Raw genomic sequence first — 14,036 nt, forward strand, 5'->3', positions numbered from 1 at the left:
AACAACACGCCGCAGATCAACAACGTGACGCCCCGTCCGACCTCCGCGGAGACCGCACTAGGGACGGTCAAGCGCACCCAACTTGATCCGCCCCATCAGCGCCATGAACTCCACGCCGCTCAACTCGAGCCGCACACCGTCCGGGTCCTTCGAGTCCCTGATCCCAACACCGCCAACTCCAGCAACCGCTGAAGTTGGGCCTTCATCACCTGAGCGCCTCCCGTCGGGCGGTCCAGGGCGTCCTGCTCGAGGAGGACCATCACAAGCGGATGGTCTTCCCTGCCGATGATCAACTCCTGTCGCGCCATGCGCTCCATCAGCGCCTTATCAAGGTCCGCAACACGGGCCATCGACAAGACCGCGCGAGCGTAGTCCTCGCTTTGCAGGGCGACGGGAATCGTCTGCCCCTGGCAAATCCGCAGAATCCTGGCCTTCATCTCGTACTCGACGCCCTGACGGAACCAGTCGGGGCTGTGGAGTGAACGCGCGAAGAACAGCAGCCGCTCGAAGTGGCCGCCCGTGCCCCAGGCCACGTCGAGGGCCTTCGCCTGCTTCATGTCGATGCAGGCACGGCCCGCCTCCAGGTTCGCAACATGGGAGCGGACGCAGTTGATGATCTCGCCGACGCGGGTGCCCGTGAGCCCCCGCTTCTCGGACGATGCAGTCCTGATCGCCTCGGAATTGATCGCCAACGCCGTGGCGGCCACGCCCGGCGAGGAGATCCGGTACCAGTTCAGCCGCGACATCAACGGCGTCCTCATCGCGGTCTGGGACGCCGGTCCCGAACTCCCCCAAGCCCCGCCCGATGGTCGAGTTGACCCTCGACACCCTCGATGTCTCCGAAGAGCACTGGGACGACAACGGCGGCAGGGGCCTCCCGTTCATCGCCGCCGTCGCCGCCTCGTGCGGCCACACCCCCGACCCGTCCGGCGGCAAATGGGTCTGGGCCCGCCTCAAGCCCTGACTCTCACGGCGCATCGCCGCCCGCCAGGGTTCGTCGGCAGGTCGGTCCCCGACGAGCGGAAGCGCCCTGCGCCAGGACGGCCTCACCGTTCACAGAGGTCTCTGGTCAGGGTGTGGGCGCGCGGCACGTACGGCACGGTGAGGACGGCGCCGGGTGCTCGAATGGTGCGGATCGTGCACAGTGATCGTCGATGAACCTTGTGGTGACGTGCTCCGTCGTATACCCAAACGGCGACAAGGGACGGTGATGGACCGTGACACGCGGGCAGCGGCTCTCGGTAGGGGCAACGTCGAAGAGCTGGACCATCCTCTTGGTTCTGCTGGCACTCTTCGTTCTTGCGCCGCTAATCATCTTCGTCGTCCTGGTGCTGCTCGTTCCGGCCGGTCCCGTATTCCTAGTGCTGATACTCCCCGTCACCATGGGTCCGGTCGTGCTGTATCGGGGCCTACAGGATTACCGGAAGGCGTTCTGGCTGGACGGGCCCATGCTCATCCAGCGACGAGTACGCGGATACACGGAGCACGATCTGCGCACCGCCCGATTCGGGTTGTACAGGTCGGCACTGACCAAGGGTCACGGCCGGCCGGAGCCCCGTTTGCTGGTCGTCCACCCTCCCGGCCGGGCTGCGATCCGCGTGCCGCTCGGAACCGTGGACGATCCCCTTCGTCCTCCTCCCCCGCACGAGCTCGAAGCGCTGATCCGCCCCATCGCCGCAAATGACACCGACCCCAACGCCCCGGGAATCGCCCACCAGCTGGGCCAGTTGTCCGGAACCTGGTAGCACCACCGCCGCCTGGTCACCTGCGATGCCGCCGCCGCTCGTCCACGGTCCCGAACGACGGGTCCGTCCACTCCGCGACCTTCTCCGGCGCCGGACGCCCCTTCGCCGACCGCCACATGCAGAAGAACACCACCACGAACGCCAGGGAGAGGTAGAACGCATAGCCGGTGCCGTACGTGACTTCGTACTTCCTTTCACCCGGCTCGAAAGAGAAGGCGAAGGTCGAGACGACGCTGATACAGCCGACCAACCATGCCGCACACGAGAGCGCGCGCGTCGCTGCCGCGCTCGCCGCCACCCCCAGCAGAAGCGTGGTCATCATCAGCAGAGGGAGTAAGCGGCTGGGGCGGCTCACGACGTCCAGGGCGCCGAACTCCCAGAGCACATGAGGTGTGCCACTCATCTCGATCCACGGCGCCATCGTCCATCCCGTCAGCGCCATGGTGACGGCCATTCCCCACACCGCGCACCGGATCCGCCGCTCGAACTCGGCGGCCCCCAGGGCGGGCCCCCGGCTCATGACGGCCTCGGCGTGCACTTGTGGATCTCCCCGAACCGCTTCTCCGCGATCCGCATGAAGTCGAACATGTCCTGCACCGCGTCCCGCCCCCGCACCACCCGAACGAAACCGATGCTGATCCACGGCTTCTTCTTTCCACACCTGAACAACGCGATCACATAATTAGGGAGCCCATCGAGACCGCCCGACGCCTGATATCCGGCCAGCCCCCGGCCCAACGCAGGCGGGATTTGATGATGTGATTGGTTTGCCCAGTTCTGCCGCTGGATTCGCAGGATCTTCTCTCCCTCCTCGTATGACCACTCGAGCCCCAGCGGAGCAGGGCCCTTCGGAGGCAAGGCCAGACACAGCCCATCATTCTTCTGCGGTTTGCCCCAATCACTTCTCAGGGGATCGGCGACCCCCGTCGCTCGCCGGAAAGCGGACTCTGGAACCAGGTCGCAAACATAAGGGGCACCGTCGGCAACGGGGCGCACGTCAGGAGATGGGTCCATCTTTCGCGAACCGTCATGACATCCCGCAACGAACACCATCATGAGCAGCGAAAAGAAGCTCAGAGTCCTCCGCACCGCAGTCATCGTTGAGGACTCGGAGTCACGCTCTTGCCATCCGAGCCCTTGTAGTGCCCGGCGGTCTTCTCTCGGCCATTCCGAATCGTAGTCTGAACATCACCGGCAATGCTCCCCAAGTGCAACCTGCCCTCGACCCAGTACAAGAACCTCTCCAACTCGGCATCGCTCATCGATTCAATGGGCCGCACCCTGGGATGAGGACCTTTCGTGGCGAATGGCTGGCCTGCCAAGGCCGGACCATCGAGACGCCCGTGGGCCACCATCGAGGAGAGGATCATCTGATTGAACAATTGCTCGACGGCCTCTGTCTCGGTGGTCGACGCCAAGATCTTTTGGTCGCCCTTGTCCGCCAGTCTCTTCGCCGCGACATCAGTCATTTTTCCGGTGAGCTGGAGCATGGCGGCCTCGGCGGCCTTCCCTCCACCCGGGATGCGCTCGGCGATCATTGTCGGGGCGATCGGGACGAGACCGACGGAGAAGCCCACGTACTTGCGCATGCGGTTGAGGTCTTCGGCGAGGCGTCCTTCTTCGGCACCGACCGACTGGTTGCGGGCCTCCAGGAGATGACCGAGCATCCGGCCTTCGTCGGTGATGGCATCGGACAGCTCACCGTTCTCGGCCACCGTCCGGTCGATGGCGAGTTTGGTGTGGGCGATCTGCCCCGCGAGGAGGCGTTCGTAGGCACCGGCGTCCCGTGTCACGTCCACGAGGAGGTAGTCGAGATCTTGGCCGGTCAGCCCCGTGGATCCGGAATTCTTGGTGTGGTCGGACAACCGGACGATGTCGTGCAGTTTCTCCAGATGTGCGACCAGGATCGTTGCCATGGCCGGGCGCAGGCCGGACAGTTCGTCGTAGTGCTTGGGACGGGCGATCGCATCGCCGAGTTCGCCGTGTGCCAGGGCGTCGAACGGCCCCCGCTCGGGGATCTGGAGGATCCTGTCCTTGACGACGAAGTTCGCGCGGGCGTCGGCGGTGAGGATCTTGGCCACGTCGAAGGCAAGGCGGGTGGACTCCTCGTCCTGGCCGGTGGCGGCTGTCTGGATGGTTCTGGCCAGGGCGGTGCCGTGGTCGGTCAGGCCCCATGTTGGGCGGCGGTCGTGAAGGAGGTACTGGAGGGTCGTGCCCTTGAAATCGGGTTCGGTGCCCTCCTGGTACGGGCCCATGGAGACGTGTGTCAGGAGGGCTTGGGACGCCTCCTTGCCTGAGAGGGCGGCGGCGGTGAGGAGGGGGGCCAGGAAGTCCGTTCTGCGGTCGCTGGGGACGACCTTTGTCGTGGCGGGATCCAAGGCGTTGCCCAGGCCGGCCTTGCCGGTGAGGGTGGGGAGCGGTTCCTGGCCGAGGGTTCTCCGGAGGCGGCTGTCGTAGGCGATCATGTCGCTGCCCACGACGTCGATGAAGCGGGTGGAGAAGTGGGTGTCGCCCGCGGCGGTCAGGAGGGTGCTCAGGGACTGGTAGCCCGATGTGCCGTTCGGTGGCGTGCTGAGGGGCGGGAAGTTCTTGCGGCCGGCCGCCGCGAGTTGGCGCAGGTAGTCGTCGCCCAGGTAGGCCCGGGTGTCGGGGCGGGTTGCCAGGGCCAGGCTGCGGCCCAGCAGGGCCAGGGTCGCGCGGGCCTCGGCGGCGTGGGCGTCTACGCCTTCGCGGTGCCGGCGGACGTCGGCGGCCAGCGGGAGGGTCAGGTCCATCGGGAGCTTCAGAAGGGCCTCGGGGCCCAGGGCTTCCAGGAGGCCCTTCGCGAACATCGGGGTGAGGTCCTCCGGACGGAGGCGGCGCAGGGCGGCCCTGGCCTCGGCGTCACCGGAGGCGGCCCGCCGGAACAGGTCGGCGCTGCGGCGGCCGGCGGCGTAGCCGACCTGGTCGGTGTAGCGGTCGGGGAGCTTCAGATAGTCGCCGTCCTGGCGGCAGACGACGAAGGCGAGCTTCTGCCGGTCGAGGTCGTGCGCGAGCTGGTTGCGGCGGCGCAGGTCGGACGCTGCCCGGTCGGCCCAGGCGGCGATGCGTTTGATCTCCATCGCGGGGGCCGTGCTGACCTGGGCGGCGTGGAGGGCCTGCCACAACGCGTCGGCGAGTTCGGCGAGCCTCGGGGCGGCCTGCGTCATCTGCTGGGTCATGTGCTCGAACTCGGCCAGTTTCACGCCGCAGGTGTTCGGGTCGAGCCAGGTGTCGCCCATGCCGGCCTCAGCCCGCGAACGGGTTGCGGTTCAGTTCGCCCTGGAGGAGTTGCAGGGCCTTGCGCAGTTCGGCGTGCAGGGCGGCGTCGTTCTGGTCGAGCTTGCGCGCGAAGGTGCGGGAGGCGCCGCCGCCGACCCAGGCATGATCGTCCATGGCCTGGCGGGAGGCGGTGAACAGGTGCCAGTGCTCGTCCGACAGCACCTGGATGCGACCGAGCAGGAATTGCAGTTGCAGGGGTGGCGGCTTGCTCACGTGGGTCCCTCTGGCGTGGGCCCGGCCGCGGGGACGCCGGGTGGAGGCTTGATGCGGGTCCCGGCCTCGGGGGGATGGGCCGGGACCCGCGGCTCAAGGGGAGGTCAGCGGGTGGCGGCCTCGATGTTCTGCTGGGACTTGCGGATGTCCTGGCTGCCCTGCTCCAGGGCGAGGGCCATCTTGTCGAAGGCGGTCTTGGCCTCGGCCCAGGCGGAGCGGAAGCGGTCGGCGCCCGGGCCCCACCAGGCGGCGCTGCTGCTCACGGTGCGGCCGTTGAGGTCCTTGATGAGGGCGTCCAGGTTGCGGGAGTGCTTGCTGAAGATGCGGGACAGTTCCTCGAGTTCGCCGAGGTTGGCTCCGCGCTTGTCGCCCATCGCTCCGGCCCTTTCGTCGCTGATCGCCGAACGTTTTGCCGTGGTGCGGGGAAAGAATGGCGTCAGCTTACGCCCCACCGATCACGTCAATCCAGCCTCACCTCGCCGATCACCCACCGAAACGGCCATAATCCCGCCATCTCGCCATGTCCGGATGTGGCCATCGCAAGCTTGTGACGAGCTTACTTACTGCGCGTCAAGGACATTTCAGAGCGTTTTCGGCGGTCAGCGGTCGGGGCTGAGCGGGTCGTTGACCGGGTGGGCGTCGGGGTCGAGGACGCGCTCGGCCACCAGGGTGATCTGCTCGCCGCGCGTCCGGAACACGAAACGGCGGCGGACCGACTGGACGACCTTGCCGCCGCCGTACCGGACCTCGGTGTGCTCGACGGCCTCCAGCGTGATCCGGTTCCCGGACCGGACGGCGCGCGACGGGTCGAGGCGGGTGCGGGCGCGGGTGTAGGCGGGGCCGCCCGCGACGGGCGCGCGGTTGCGGGTCTCCAGTTCGCGGACGGCCTGCTCCTGCGAGCGCGCCAGCTTCGGGGAGATCCGGACGCCGAGGACCTCGGTCGGCACGGCGTCCCGGTCGTGCTTCGGCAGGAGGGCCTCGGAGCGGCGCTGCAGGAAGGCGCTCGCGACGACGGTGAGCTGGTCGGTGAGGTAGTCCTCGACGACGGGCTCCTCCCGCCGGACGGCCGACGAGGGCGCGGCCAGGCAGACCGCCAGGACCAGCGCAAGGCCGGCCCGGCGCCACGGGCGCACCATCGGCGTCTCCAGCTGATCATGTGGCGGGCAGATCAGAGCCGAGGGTACACCGGGCGGCAGGGCACGCAAGGCGCGCTTTCGCGCGAAGGCCCGCGCCCTCCGGAAGGGGGCGCGGGCCTTTTCGGGAAATGGCAGGTCAGTTCGCTTCGCTGTCCAGCGCGGCGACGCGGGAACGGGCGGCCGCCATCGCCTCGTGATAGCGCTCCTCCCATTCCGGGTCGCCGTCCGGGATGGTCGCGACCGTCTGCCGTCCGAGCTCGGCGAGCACGCCCCCGGCGTCGTCGCGGGCGACCTGCCGGACGACGACCGTGGTGACGCCGCCGGACGCCTCGGTGTGCGCCTCCCAGCGGGCGCCCCGCTCCAGCGCCGCCCTGCCGCCGGACGAGCGGTCGGCGAAGGCGTACATCAGCAGGACGACCACCACCGCGGCCACCGCCAGTGCCACCAGAACGATCAGGAACCGCACGATGGGCCCTCCGTCACTTGTCCCGCAGGAGCGAGCCGTTCGGGTTGCCCGGCGCGTAGACGGTGATGCCCTGCGGGAGCGCCTTCAGTTCCTCGATCCTCGCGCAGGTCGGGCACTTGTTGTACCCGTCCTGCCGGGCCTTGTTCGCCGCGGCCTCCGCCTTGGCCGTGGCGACCTTCGCCTGTGCCTCGCTGACCTGGGCGAACGCGGCCTGGGCGCGGTCCACGGCGTCCTGCACCTTGGACGGCAGCGTGATCCGGACGAGGTTGAAGTGGATGTTGGTGACGAACTTGCCGCCGAGCGTCTGCTCCAAGTCGGCCGCGAGGCTCGTGTTGATCGCGTTCTGCACCTTGGCGATGTTGGCGTTGTTGCTCTGCGCCTGCTGCCCGGCGACCCGGGCGGCCTGCGGCGCGGACGAGTTCTGGACGAGGGCGCAGGACGAGACCAGCTCGGCGCACCGGAAGCTGTTGATCTGGCTGCGCAGGTCGTTGTCGATCACCGGCCGGACGATCTGGTCGAGGAACGCCGACCAGCCCTTGTCGCCGTCGTAGACGTTGTACATCTCGCCGCCGGCGCTGCGGAACTTGCGGGTGCCGTACTTGTCGTCGAAGTCCCTGAGGGTCTTGTGGTCCTGGTTGAGGGTGAAGTACAGCGTCCCCTCGATGCCCATGTTGACGCCGTCCGCGCTCGGCACGGTGACGACGTCGACGCCGGTCTCGTCGCCCTTCCGCGCGTCCGAGGTGATCGTGTAGAAGCGCTGCTGGGCGGGGTACTTGTGGACCTGCGAGTAGAACCCGATCCAGACGCGTCCCGAGCCGGGGTCGATGACCTGCCGGATCTTGTTGTTGTCGAAGAACCCGCCGTTGCGGACGACGGCGATCTCGCCGCCGCTGGTCCGCTCGAACCCGCCGAACAGGGCGCTGAGCACCGGCCAGCCGACGACGACCAGAAGCACGGCGGCAACGATGGCGGTGCGCCTGCGGGGCCTGCTCAGCCCCGAGACCCGGTTCTTCCCCGCCCGGATCCTGCCGGTGGACGACTCCTTGTTGGCCACGACCACTCCTCTCAGACCCGCACCATTCGGCTCGCGGGTCTGGGATGGGACGGTCGGGGGCGCCGCCGGGCTCCCCCGGTCACCAGACCGTTATCGTGCGGAAGCTCCCGCTATCTGGGACCTGAACCCCGATAAGGAGGGGCTTACGAAATCCTGAATCGGACGTTATCTAGACTGCCTGCGAGGTTGAAGGAGGAGACCCACGTGCGCAAGGTCCTGATCGCCAACCGCGGTGAGATCGCGGTCCGTATAGCCCGTGCCTGCCGCGACGCCGGCCTGGCCAGTGTGGCTGTCTACGCCGAGCCCGATCTGGAGGCGCTGCACGTTCGGGTCGCCGACGAGGCGTTCGCCCTGGGCGGGCAGACGGCCGCCGAGAGCTATCTGAACATCGAGAAGCTGCTGAAGATCGCCGAGGAGGCCGGCGCGGACGCCGTCCACCCCGGGTACGGCTTCCTGGCCGAGAACGCCGACTTCGCGGCCGCCGTGGAGGACGCCGGGCTGACCTGGATCGGTCCGCCGCCCGCCGCGATCACCGCGCTCGGCGACAAGGTGCAGGCCCGGCACATCGCGCAGAAGGTCGGCGCGCCGCTGGTGGCCGGCACCAAGGACCCCGTGTCCGGCGCGGACGAGGTCGTCGCGTTCGCCGAGGAGCACGGCCTGCCGATCGCGATCAAGGCGGCGTTCGGCGGCGGCGGGCGCGGCCTGAAGGTCGCCCGGAAGCTGGACGAGGTCGCCGAGCTGTACGAGTCCGCCGTCCGCGAGGCCGTGGGCGCGTTCGGGCGCGGCGAGTGCTTCGTCGAGCAGTACCTCGACAAGCCGCGGCACGTCGAGACCCAGTGCCTGGCCGACAAGCACGGCAACGTGGTCGTCGTCTCCACCCGCGACTGCTCGCTGCAGCGCCGGCACCAGAAGCTCGTCGAGGAGGCCCCGGCGCCGTACCTGTCGGAGGCGCAGCTCGAACTGCTGTACAGCTCGTCGAAGGCCATCCTGAAGGAGGCCGGGTACGTCGGCGCGGGGACGTGCGAGTTCCTCGTCGGCCAGGACGGCACGATCTCCTTTCTGGAGGTCAACACCCGCCTCCAGGTCGAGCATCCGGTCAGCGAGGAGGTCGCCGGGATCGACCTCGTCCGGGAGATGTTCCGCATCGCCGACGGCGAGGAGCTCGGCTACGGCGACCCGGAGCTGCGCGGCCACTCGATCGAGTTCCGGCTGAACGCCGAGGACGCGGGCCGCGGGTTCCTGCCGGCCGTCGGCACGCTGACCGCGTGGCAGCCGCCGACCGGGCCGGGCGTCCGGCTGGACGCGGGCTACGAGGCCGGGCAGACCGTCCCGCAGGCGTTCGACTCGCTGGTCGCCAAGCTGATCGTGACGGGCGCGACGCGGCGGCAGGCCGTCGAGCGGTCGCGCCGCGCGCTCGCCGAGTTCGTCATCGACGGCATGCCGACCGTGCTGCCGTTCCACCGGGCCGTGCTGGACGACCCGGCGTTCGTGCCGGCGGACGACGAGACGCCGTTCTCCGTCCACACCCGGTGGATCGAGACCGAGTTCGACAACCAGATCCCGCCCTTCGAGCACGTTCCGGCCGATGAGGCCGAGGACGGCGAGCGCGAGCGCGTCACCGTCGAGGTCGGCGGGAAGCGCATCGAGGTCGTCCTGCCCGCCGGGTTCGGCGCCTCCGCGGCCCCGGCCGCCGGGAAGGCGCAGCCCGCCAAGCGGCGCGGCGGCAAGAAGGGCGGCGGCGCGCAGGCGTCCGGCGACTCCCTGGTCAGCCCGATGCAGGGCACCATCGTCAAGATCGTCGTCGAGGACGGCACGGCGGTGGCGGCGGGCGACACGATCGTGGTCCTGGAGGCCATGAAGATGGAGCAGCCGCTCACCGCGCACAAGGCCGGGACGATCACCGGCCTGGCCGCCGAGGTCGGGCAGACCGTCTCCGCCGGCGCCGCGATCTGCGAGATCAAGGACAGCTGACCGCGGACCGCCCCGCCCGGCCGCCCGGGCGGGGCCGGCCCCCGCATGGGTGCCGCTCCCCATCGAGGACGACCGCAAATCCGTCTCGCGAACGAGGCATCAGGCCGTCCACATGGGCAGATAGTAGATATGAGCACCGAGAAGCGGGCCATCCGGGCGGCACGCCGCGGCGCCGCTTCGGCGATCATCGCCGCCGTCGCCGTGCCCGCGTTCGCCCTGGCCGCCCCCGCGGACGCCATGGCCCAGACCACCACCGCGCACGCCACCGCGGCGCAACCCGTCCAGCCCCGGGCCCAGACCGCTCCCGCCATGGCCGCCCCCCGAGCGGCCGCACCGCAGGCCGTCCCACCGCAGGCCGTCCCACCGCAGGCCGCCGCGGCGGACACGGTCGGACAGATCGCCAACGGGCTGATCAACTCCCGGCTCTACGTGACCAGCGAGGCCGGGAACGTGCTGTCGGCCGCCCAGCGCAACCACATCGAGCAGTCGTTCACCGGGGACGGCGACGCCGACATCCGCGCCATGGTGATCAGCAACAGCGCCACGGCGAGCCAGGTCAGGCAGCTGCTGCCGGCCGTCGCGGAGCGGGTCGGCAATGGCGAGACGTTCGTCGCCGTCACCGCCGACGGCAGCCGCATGGCGGCGATCTCCAAGGCCCTCGACCGCGGCGAGATCAACCAGATCGTCACCCGCACCAACGGGCAGCCGCTGGAGCAGCGGCTGGTCGACTTCGGGAACCGCGCCGAGAAGAAGGTCGACGACAACACCGCGTCCGGCGCCGTGGTCGGCTACGTCGTCCTCGGCATCTTCGTGGTGCTGGCGGCGCTGGTCGCGGGCGCGTTCCTCACCGCGCGCAAGCGGCGCCAGGCCCGCGAGGCCAAGGAGATGGACGACCTCAAGGAGGGCGTGGAGGAGGATGTGACGCGCCTCGGCGAGGACATCGCCCGCCTCGACCTCGACGTCATGGACAAGGGCCTCGACCCCGCGACCCGCGCCGACTACGAGCACGCGCTCAACTCCTACGACCAGGCCAAGCGGGCGACGGAGCACGCCGCGAGGCCGCAGGACATGCAGCAGGTGACGACCGCGCTGGAGGACGGCCGCTACTACATGACCGCCACCCGTGCCCGGCTCGCCGGCGAACCGGTGCCCGAGCGGCGCCCGCCGTGCTTCTTCAACCCGCAGCACGGGCCGTCCGTCGAGGACGTCATGTGGGCGCCGCCCGGCGGCAGCGCCCGGTCGGTCCCGGCGTGCGCGGCCGACGCGGAGGCCGTCCTGCACGGGACGGACCCGGACATCCGGATGGTCCCGTACCGGGGCGCGCGGCGGCCGTACTGGAACGCGGGCCCGGCGTACGCGCCCTACGCGGGCGGCTACTACTACGGCTACGGCGGGTTCGACCTGCTCGGCGGCCTGCTGATCGGCACCGCGCTCGGCTCGCTGATGGGCCCCGGCCTCGGCTGGGGCGGCATGGGCTACGGCGGCATGGACGGCTTCGGCGACGGCGGCGGCGACATCGGCGGCGGCTGGGACTTCGGCGGCGGCGACTGGGGCGGGGGCGGCGGCGACTTCGGCGGCTTCTGACCGACGGCGGCTTCCGACCGACCCGGTCAGCCCGGACGCGACCCGCACGCGCAGTGCGCGGCGGCGGGCGCGCCGGGCGGGGCGGAGCGGACCGGGACCGTCGCGTCCGTGATGCACACGAGGCTGGCCGCCACTCCCCATGGCCGCACCGCCTCGTTGACGCGCCGGACCAGCTCCGGATCGCCCCCGTCCGCCAGCAGGGACGGAAGGTCCGCCAGGTCCCGGTCCGCTATGGCGCCGCGCAGGACGAACTCGGTGCCCGCCTGCGCGGCGGAGGACGGCGTATCGGCGGCCTCGGCATACCTGATGGGGTCGTCGGCTCCCATCAGGGCGTGCGCCTTGACCCGCACGGGCACGCCGTCCCTGGTCGTCGCCCGGAACCAGAGGTCGTGCGGCCGCGCGCCCATCGGGACGCGCACGCCGGTGTCGGCGAGCGGCAGCAGGAACCGCAGTCCGGGCCCGCGGACCCCGCGCGTCCGGCCGAAGCGCCGGACGACGAGCCGCTCGGACGCACCGACGCGGCGCAGTCCCGAGACCGCGACCACGGCGAGCACCAGTCCGAGGACGATCAGGAACGCGATGGACGCGGGCAGCGGACTGCCGTCTCGTGCGGCGAGGACAACCATCGGCCCACCTCCACCTGTTCTCACCCTCCACCGTCGGCGATGGGGCGAGGAGCCGCCATCGGGCCCGATGCCCATCCTGGAGGGGCGGCATCATGCAGGCGGGCCACGCGGCGGCCTGCATGGACAAGGGGCGCCCTCATGCGATGACGTGGACCCATGAGCAGGTCACCCGCCTCGACACTGTACTGGCGCATCCTCGGCATCAACGGGGTGATCTTCGCGGTCGGCACCGTGCTGCTCGCCGTGGCGCCCGTCACCATATCCTCGCCGATCCTGCTGCGCGAGCTGCCCGTGCTGGTGATCGGGCTCGTGGTGATGATGGCGGCGAACGCGCTGCTGCTGCGCGCCAGCCTGTCGCCGCTGGAGCGGCTCACCGCGCTGATGGCGCGACTGGACTCGCTGCGCTCCGGCGACCGGCTGGCGACGTCCGGGAACGGCGACCTGTTCCATCTCGTCGACCAGTTCAACGCGATGCTGGACCGGCTGGAGGCCGACCGCAGCATCAGCACCGCCGTGGTGCTGGAGGCGCAGGAGGCCGAGCGGCGCCGCATCGCGCAGGAGCTGCACGACGAGATCGGGCAGTCCCTCACCGTGGTGCTGCTGGAGCTGAAGTCGGTCGTGGACCGGGCGCCGGAGGCGGTGGCGGAGGAGCTGCGGGGCGTCCAGGAGGTCGTCCGGTCCAGCCTGGACGAGGTGCGGCGCGTCGCCCGGCGGCTGCGTCCCGGCGTCCTGGACGACCTGGGCCTGACCAGCGCGCTCACCGCGCTCGCCGGGGACTTCTCCGGGACGGGCGGCGGCCCGCGGGTGACCCGCCGCGTCCAGACGGGGCTGGAGGGCCTCGGCCCGGACGCCGAACTCGTCATCTACCGGATCGCGCAGGAGGGCCTCACCAACGTGTGGCGGCACTCGGGCGCCCGCAACGCGGAGCTGTCGCTCACGCAGGACGAGGAGGGACGTGTCGTCCTGCGGGTCGTGGACGACGGCTCCGGCCCGCCCACCGAGGTCGGCTCCGGCATCCACGGCATGCGGGAGCGCGCGATGCTGATCGGCGCGCAGCTGACGATCGGCCCGGCGAACGGCGGCGGCACCGAGGTGAAGCTGGAGGTCCCGCCGGCGGGCTCCCGCCCGGCCGCGAACCACGGCCAGTCCCAGCCGCCGTCCGGGACCGGCGGCTAGGGCTCGACGAGACCGACCCTGATCGCGTACTTGGTCAGCTCCAGCCGGTCCCGCATGCCGAGCTTGCCGAGGATGTTGGCGCGGTGCCGGTCGACGGTCTTCACGCTGATCGTGAGGGTCTCGGCGATCTGCTTGGAGGAGTACCCCTCCGCGATCAGCTTGATGACCTCCTCCTCGCGCGGGGTGAGGATGCTGTCGGGGCCGTCCCCGTCCCGGTCGCGGCCGAGGTACTCGCGGATCAGCGCGGTCACCGCCCCCGGGTACAGGAACGGCTCGCCGCGCATCGCCGCGCGGACGGCGTGCAGCAGGTCGCGGTCGGCGACGGACTTCAGCACGTACCCGGACGCGCCCGCCTTCAGCGCCTCGAACAGGTACTGCTCGTTGTCGTACATCGACAGGATCAGCATCCGGACGGTCGGGAAGCGCCGGGAGATCTCCCGCGCCGCCTGCAGCCCGGTCATCCGCGGCATCGCGATGTCGAGGATCGCCAGGTCGACGCCGCCGGCGCCGAGCGCGTCGATCGCCTCCGCCCCGTCGGACGTCTCCGCGACCACGGTCATGTCGGGCTCGGCGTCCAGGATCAGCCGCAGCCCGCGGCGCACCAGCGCATGGTCGTCGGCCAGCAGTATCCGGGTGGCGGACTCGCGCGTGTGCACCCGATCACCTCCGGTCTCGCTCCCATCGTAGGCGCGGGCGCGCGGATCGGGGCGCCGCCACCAGCGGATACATGATCCATACCGCCGATATGGGGGTCGCTCCCGATAT

At 70.2% G+C, this 14,036-nt stretch carries 16 protein-coding genes; 5 read left to right on the forward strand and 11 right to left on the reverse strand.

What is annotated here, in order from left to right; all coding sequences use genetic code 11:
* Positions 1 to 119 precede the first annotated feature (119 nt).
* On the reverse strand, positions 120 to 746 hold the full coding sequence (locus ABFX46_RS24640; RefSeq protein WP_346045576.1) for a Scr1 family TA system antitoxin-like transcriptional regulator: 627 nt from the start codon (positions 744 to 746) through the stop codon (positions 120 to 122).
* Positions 747 to 805: 59 nt separating this feature from the next.
* On the opposite strand from ABFX46_RS24640, the gene ABFX46_RS24645 reads away from it, so the two are divergent.
* Positions 806 to 964 (forward strand): ATP-binding protein, encoded by a 159-nt coding sequence (locus tag ABFX46_RS24645; protein WP_346045577.1) that lies wholly within the window; start codon positions 806 to 808, stop codon positions 962 to 964.
* 253 nt (positions 965 to 1,217) lie between these two features.
* Complete coding sequence (locus tag ABFX46_RS24650; RefSeq protein ID WP_346045579.1) at positions 1,218 to 1,745, forward strand: hypothetical protein; 528 nt, start codon at positions 1,218 to 1,220, stop codon at positions 1,743 to 1,745.
* Positions 1,746 to 1,761: 16 nt separating this feature from the next.
* Here the strand turns inward: ABFX46_RS24650 and ABFX46_RS24655 are convergent, their stop codons facing one another.
* The 8 genes from ABFX46_RS24655 to ABFX46_RS24690 form a co-directional block, all read right to left on the reverse strand.
* A complete protein-coding gene (locus ABFX46_RS24655) occupies positions 1,762 to 2,283 on the reverse strand; it encodes a hypothetical protein (RefSeq protein WP_346045581.1) in 522 nt (173 codons plus the stop codon).
* Positions 2,262 to 2,834 (reverse strand): hypothetical protein, encoded by a 573-nt coding sequence (locus ABFX46_RS24660; protein ID WP_346045583.1) that lies wholly within the window; start codon positions 2,832 to 2,834, stop codon positions 2,262 to 2,264. Before ABFX46_RS24660 ends, ABFX46_RS24655 begins: the two co-directional genes overlap by 22 nt.
* A gap of 5 nt (positions 2,835 to 2,839) precedes the next feature.
* Positions 2,840 to 5,005, reverse strand: a complete 2,166-nt coding sequence (locus ABFX46_RS24665) for a hypothetical protein (protein WP_346045585.1) — start codon at positions 5,003 to 5,005, stop codon at positions 2,840 to 2,842.
* 7 nt (positions 5,006 to 5,012) lie between these two features.
* Entirely contained in the window at positions 5,013 to 5,258 is a 246-nt protein-coding gene (locus ABFX46_RS24670; RefSeq protein WP_346045587.1) for a hypothetical protein, read from the reverse strand.
* A gap of 104 nt (positions 5,259 to 5,362) precedes the next feature.
* Positions 5,363 to 5,632, reverse strand: coding sequence for a WXG100 family type VII secretion target (locus ABFX46_RS24675; protein ID WP_067629811.1), 270 nt, complete (start codon positions 5,630 to 5,632; stop codon positions 5,363 to 5,365).
* 225 nt (positions 5,633 to 5,857) lie between these two features.
* A complete protein-coding gene (locus ABFX46_RS24680; RefSeq protein ID WP_346045589.1) occupies positions 5,858 to 6,394 on the reverse strand; it encodes a hypothetical protein in 537 nt (178 codons plus the stop codon).
* A 136-nt stretch (positions 6,395 to 6,530) separates the two neighbouring features.
* Positions 6,531 to 6,860: a hypothetical protein gene (locus tag ABFX46_RS24685; protein ID WP_346045591.1), complete on the reverse strand. Its 330-nt coding sequence runs from the start codon at positions 6,858 to 6,860 to the stop codon at positions 6,531 to 6,533.
* A gap of 13 nt (positions 6,861 to 6,873) precedes the next feature.
* Complete coding sequence (locus tag ABFX46_RS24690) at positions 6,874 to 7,914, reverse strand: SPFH domain-containing protein (RefSeq protein WP_346045593.1); 1,041 nt, start codon at positions 7,912 to 7,914, stop codon at positions 6,874 to 6,876.
* Between the two features lie 204 nt (positions 7,915 to 8,118).
* On the opposite strand from ABFX46_RS24690, the gene ABFX46_RS24695 reads away from it, so the two are divergent.
* Positions 8,119 to 9,885, forward strand: a complete 1,767-nt coding sequence (locus tag ABFX46_RS24695; RefSeq protein ID WP_346045595.1) for an acetyl/propionyl/methylcrotonyl-CoA carboxylase subunit alpha — start codon at positions 8,119 to 8,121, stop codon at positions 9,883 to 9,885.
* 129 nt (positions 9,886 to 10,014) lie between these two features.
* On the forward strand, positions 10,015 to 11,469 hold the full coding sequence (locus ABFX46_RS24700; RefSeq protein WP_346045597.1) for a hypothetical protein: 1,455 nt from the start codon (positions 10,015 to 10,017) through the stop codon (positions 11,467 to 11,469).
* A 26-nt stretch (positions 11,470 to 11,495) separates the two neighbouring features.
* Here ABFX46_RS24700 and ABFX46_RS24705 read toward each other — a convergent pair whose 3' ends face one another.
* Positions 11,496 to 12,095: an SPFH domain-containing protein gene (locus ABFX46_RS24705; protein WP_346045599.1), complete on the reverse strand. Its 600-nt coding sequence runs from the start codon at positions 12,093 to 12,095 to the stop codon at positions 11,496 to 11,498.
* A 156-nt stretch (positions 12,096 to 12,251) separates the two neighbouring features.
* On the opposite strand from ABFX46_RS24705, the gene ABFX46_RS24710 reads away from it, so the two are divergent.
* Positions 12,252 to 13,271, forward strand: a complete 1,020-nt coding sequence (locus tag ABFX46_RS24710) for a HAMP domain-containing sensor histidine kinase (RefSeq protein WP_346045600.1) — start codon at positions 12,252 to 12,254, stop codon at positions 13,269 to 13,271.
* Here ABFX46_RS24710 and ABFX46_RS24715 read toward each other — a convergent pair.
* The gene (locus ABFX46_RS24715) at positions 13,268 to 13,927 is read right to left on the reverse strand and encodes a response regulator (RefSeq protein ID WP_163064317.1); all 660 of its coding nucleotides are present in this window, start codon (positions 13,925 to 13,927) and stop codon (positions 13,268 to 13,270) included. The genes ABFX46_RS24710 and ABFX46_RS24715 overlap by 4 nt on opposite strands.
* Positions 13,928 to 14,036: the final 109 nt, after the last annotated feature.

The sequence above is a fragment of the Actinomadura chokoriensis genome, assembly GCF_039529475.1.
GTDB classification, from domain to species: domain Bacteria; phylum Actinomycetota; class Actinomycetes; order Streptosporangiales; family Streptosporangiaceae; genus Spirillospora; species Spirillospora bangladeshensis.

Excerpts from the sequence above, each read along its gene's own strand:
- ABFX46_RS24680 (WP_346045589.1), bottom strand. The coding sequence starts at position 6,394 with ATGGTGCGCCCGTGGCGCCGGGCCGGCCTTGCGCTGGTCCTGGCGGTC.
- ABFX46_RS24645 (WP_346045577.1), top strand. The coding sequence starts at position 806 with ATGGTCGAGTTGACCCTCGACACCCTCGATGTCTCCGAAGAGCACTGG.
- ABFX46_RS24675 (WP_067629811.1), bottom strand. The coding sequence starts at position 5,632 with ATGGGCGACAAGCGCGGAGCCAACCTCGGCGAACTCGAGGAACTGTCC.
- ABFX46_RS24705 (WP_346045599.1), bottom strand. The coding sequence starts at position 12,095 with ATGGTTGTCCTCGCCGCACGAGACGGCAGTCCGCTGCCCGCGTCCATC.
- ABFX46_RS24710 (WP_346045600.1), top strand. The coding sequence starts at position 12,252 with ATGAGCAGGTCACCCGCCTCGACACTGTACTGGCGCATCCTCGGCATC.
- ABFX46_RS24665 (WP_346045585.1), bottom strand. The coding sequence starts at position 5,005 with ATGGGCGACACCTGGCTCGACCCGAACACCTGCGGCGTGAAACTGGCC.
- ABFX46_RS24640 (WP_346045576.1), bottom strand. The coding sequence starts at position 746 with ATGTCGCGGCTGAACTGGTACCGGATCTCCTCGCCGGGCGTGGCCGCC.
- ABFX46_RS24700 (WP_346045597.1), top strand. The coding sequence starts at position 10,015 with ATGAGCACCGAGAAGCGGGCCATCCGGGCGGCACGCCGCGGCGCCGCT.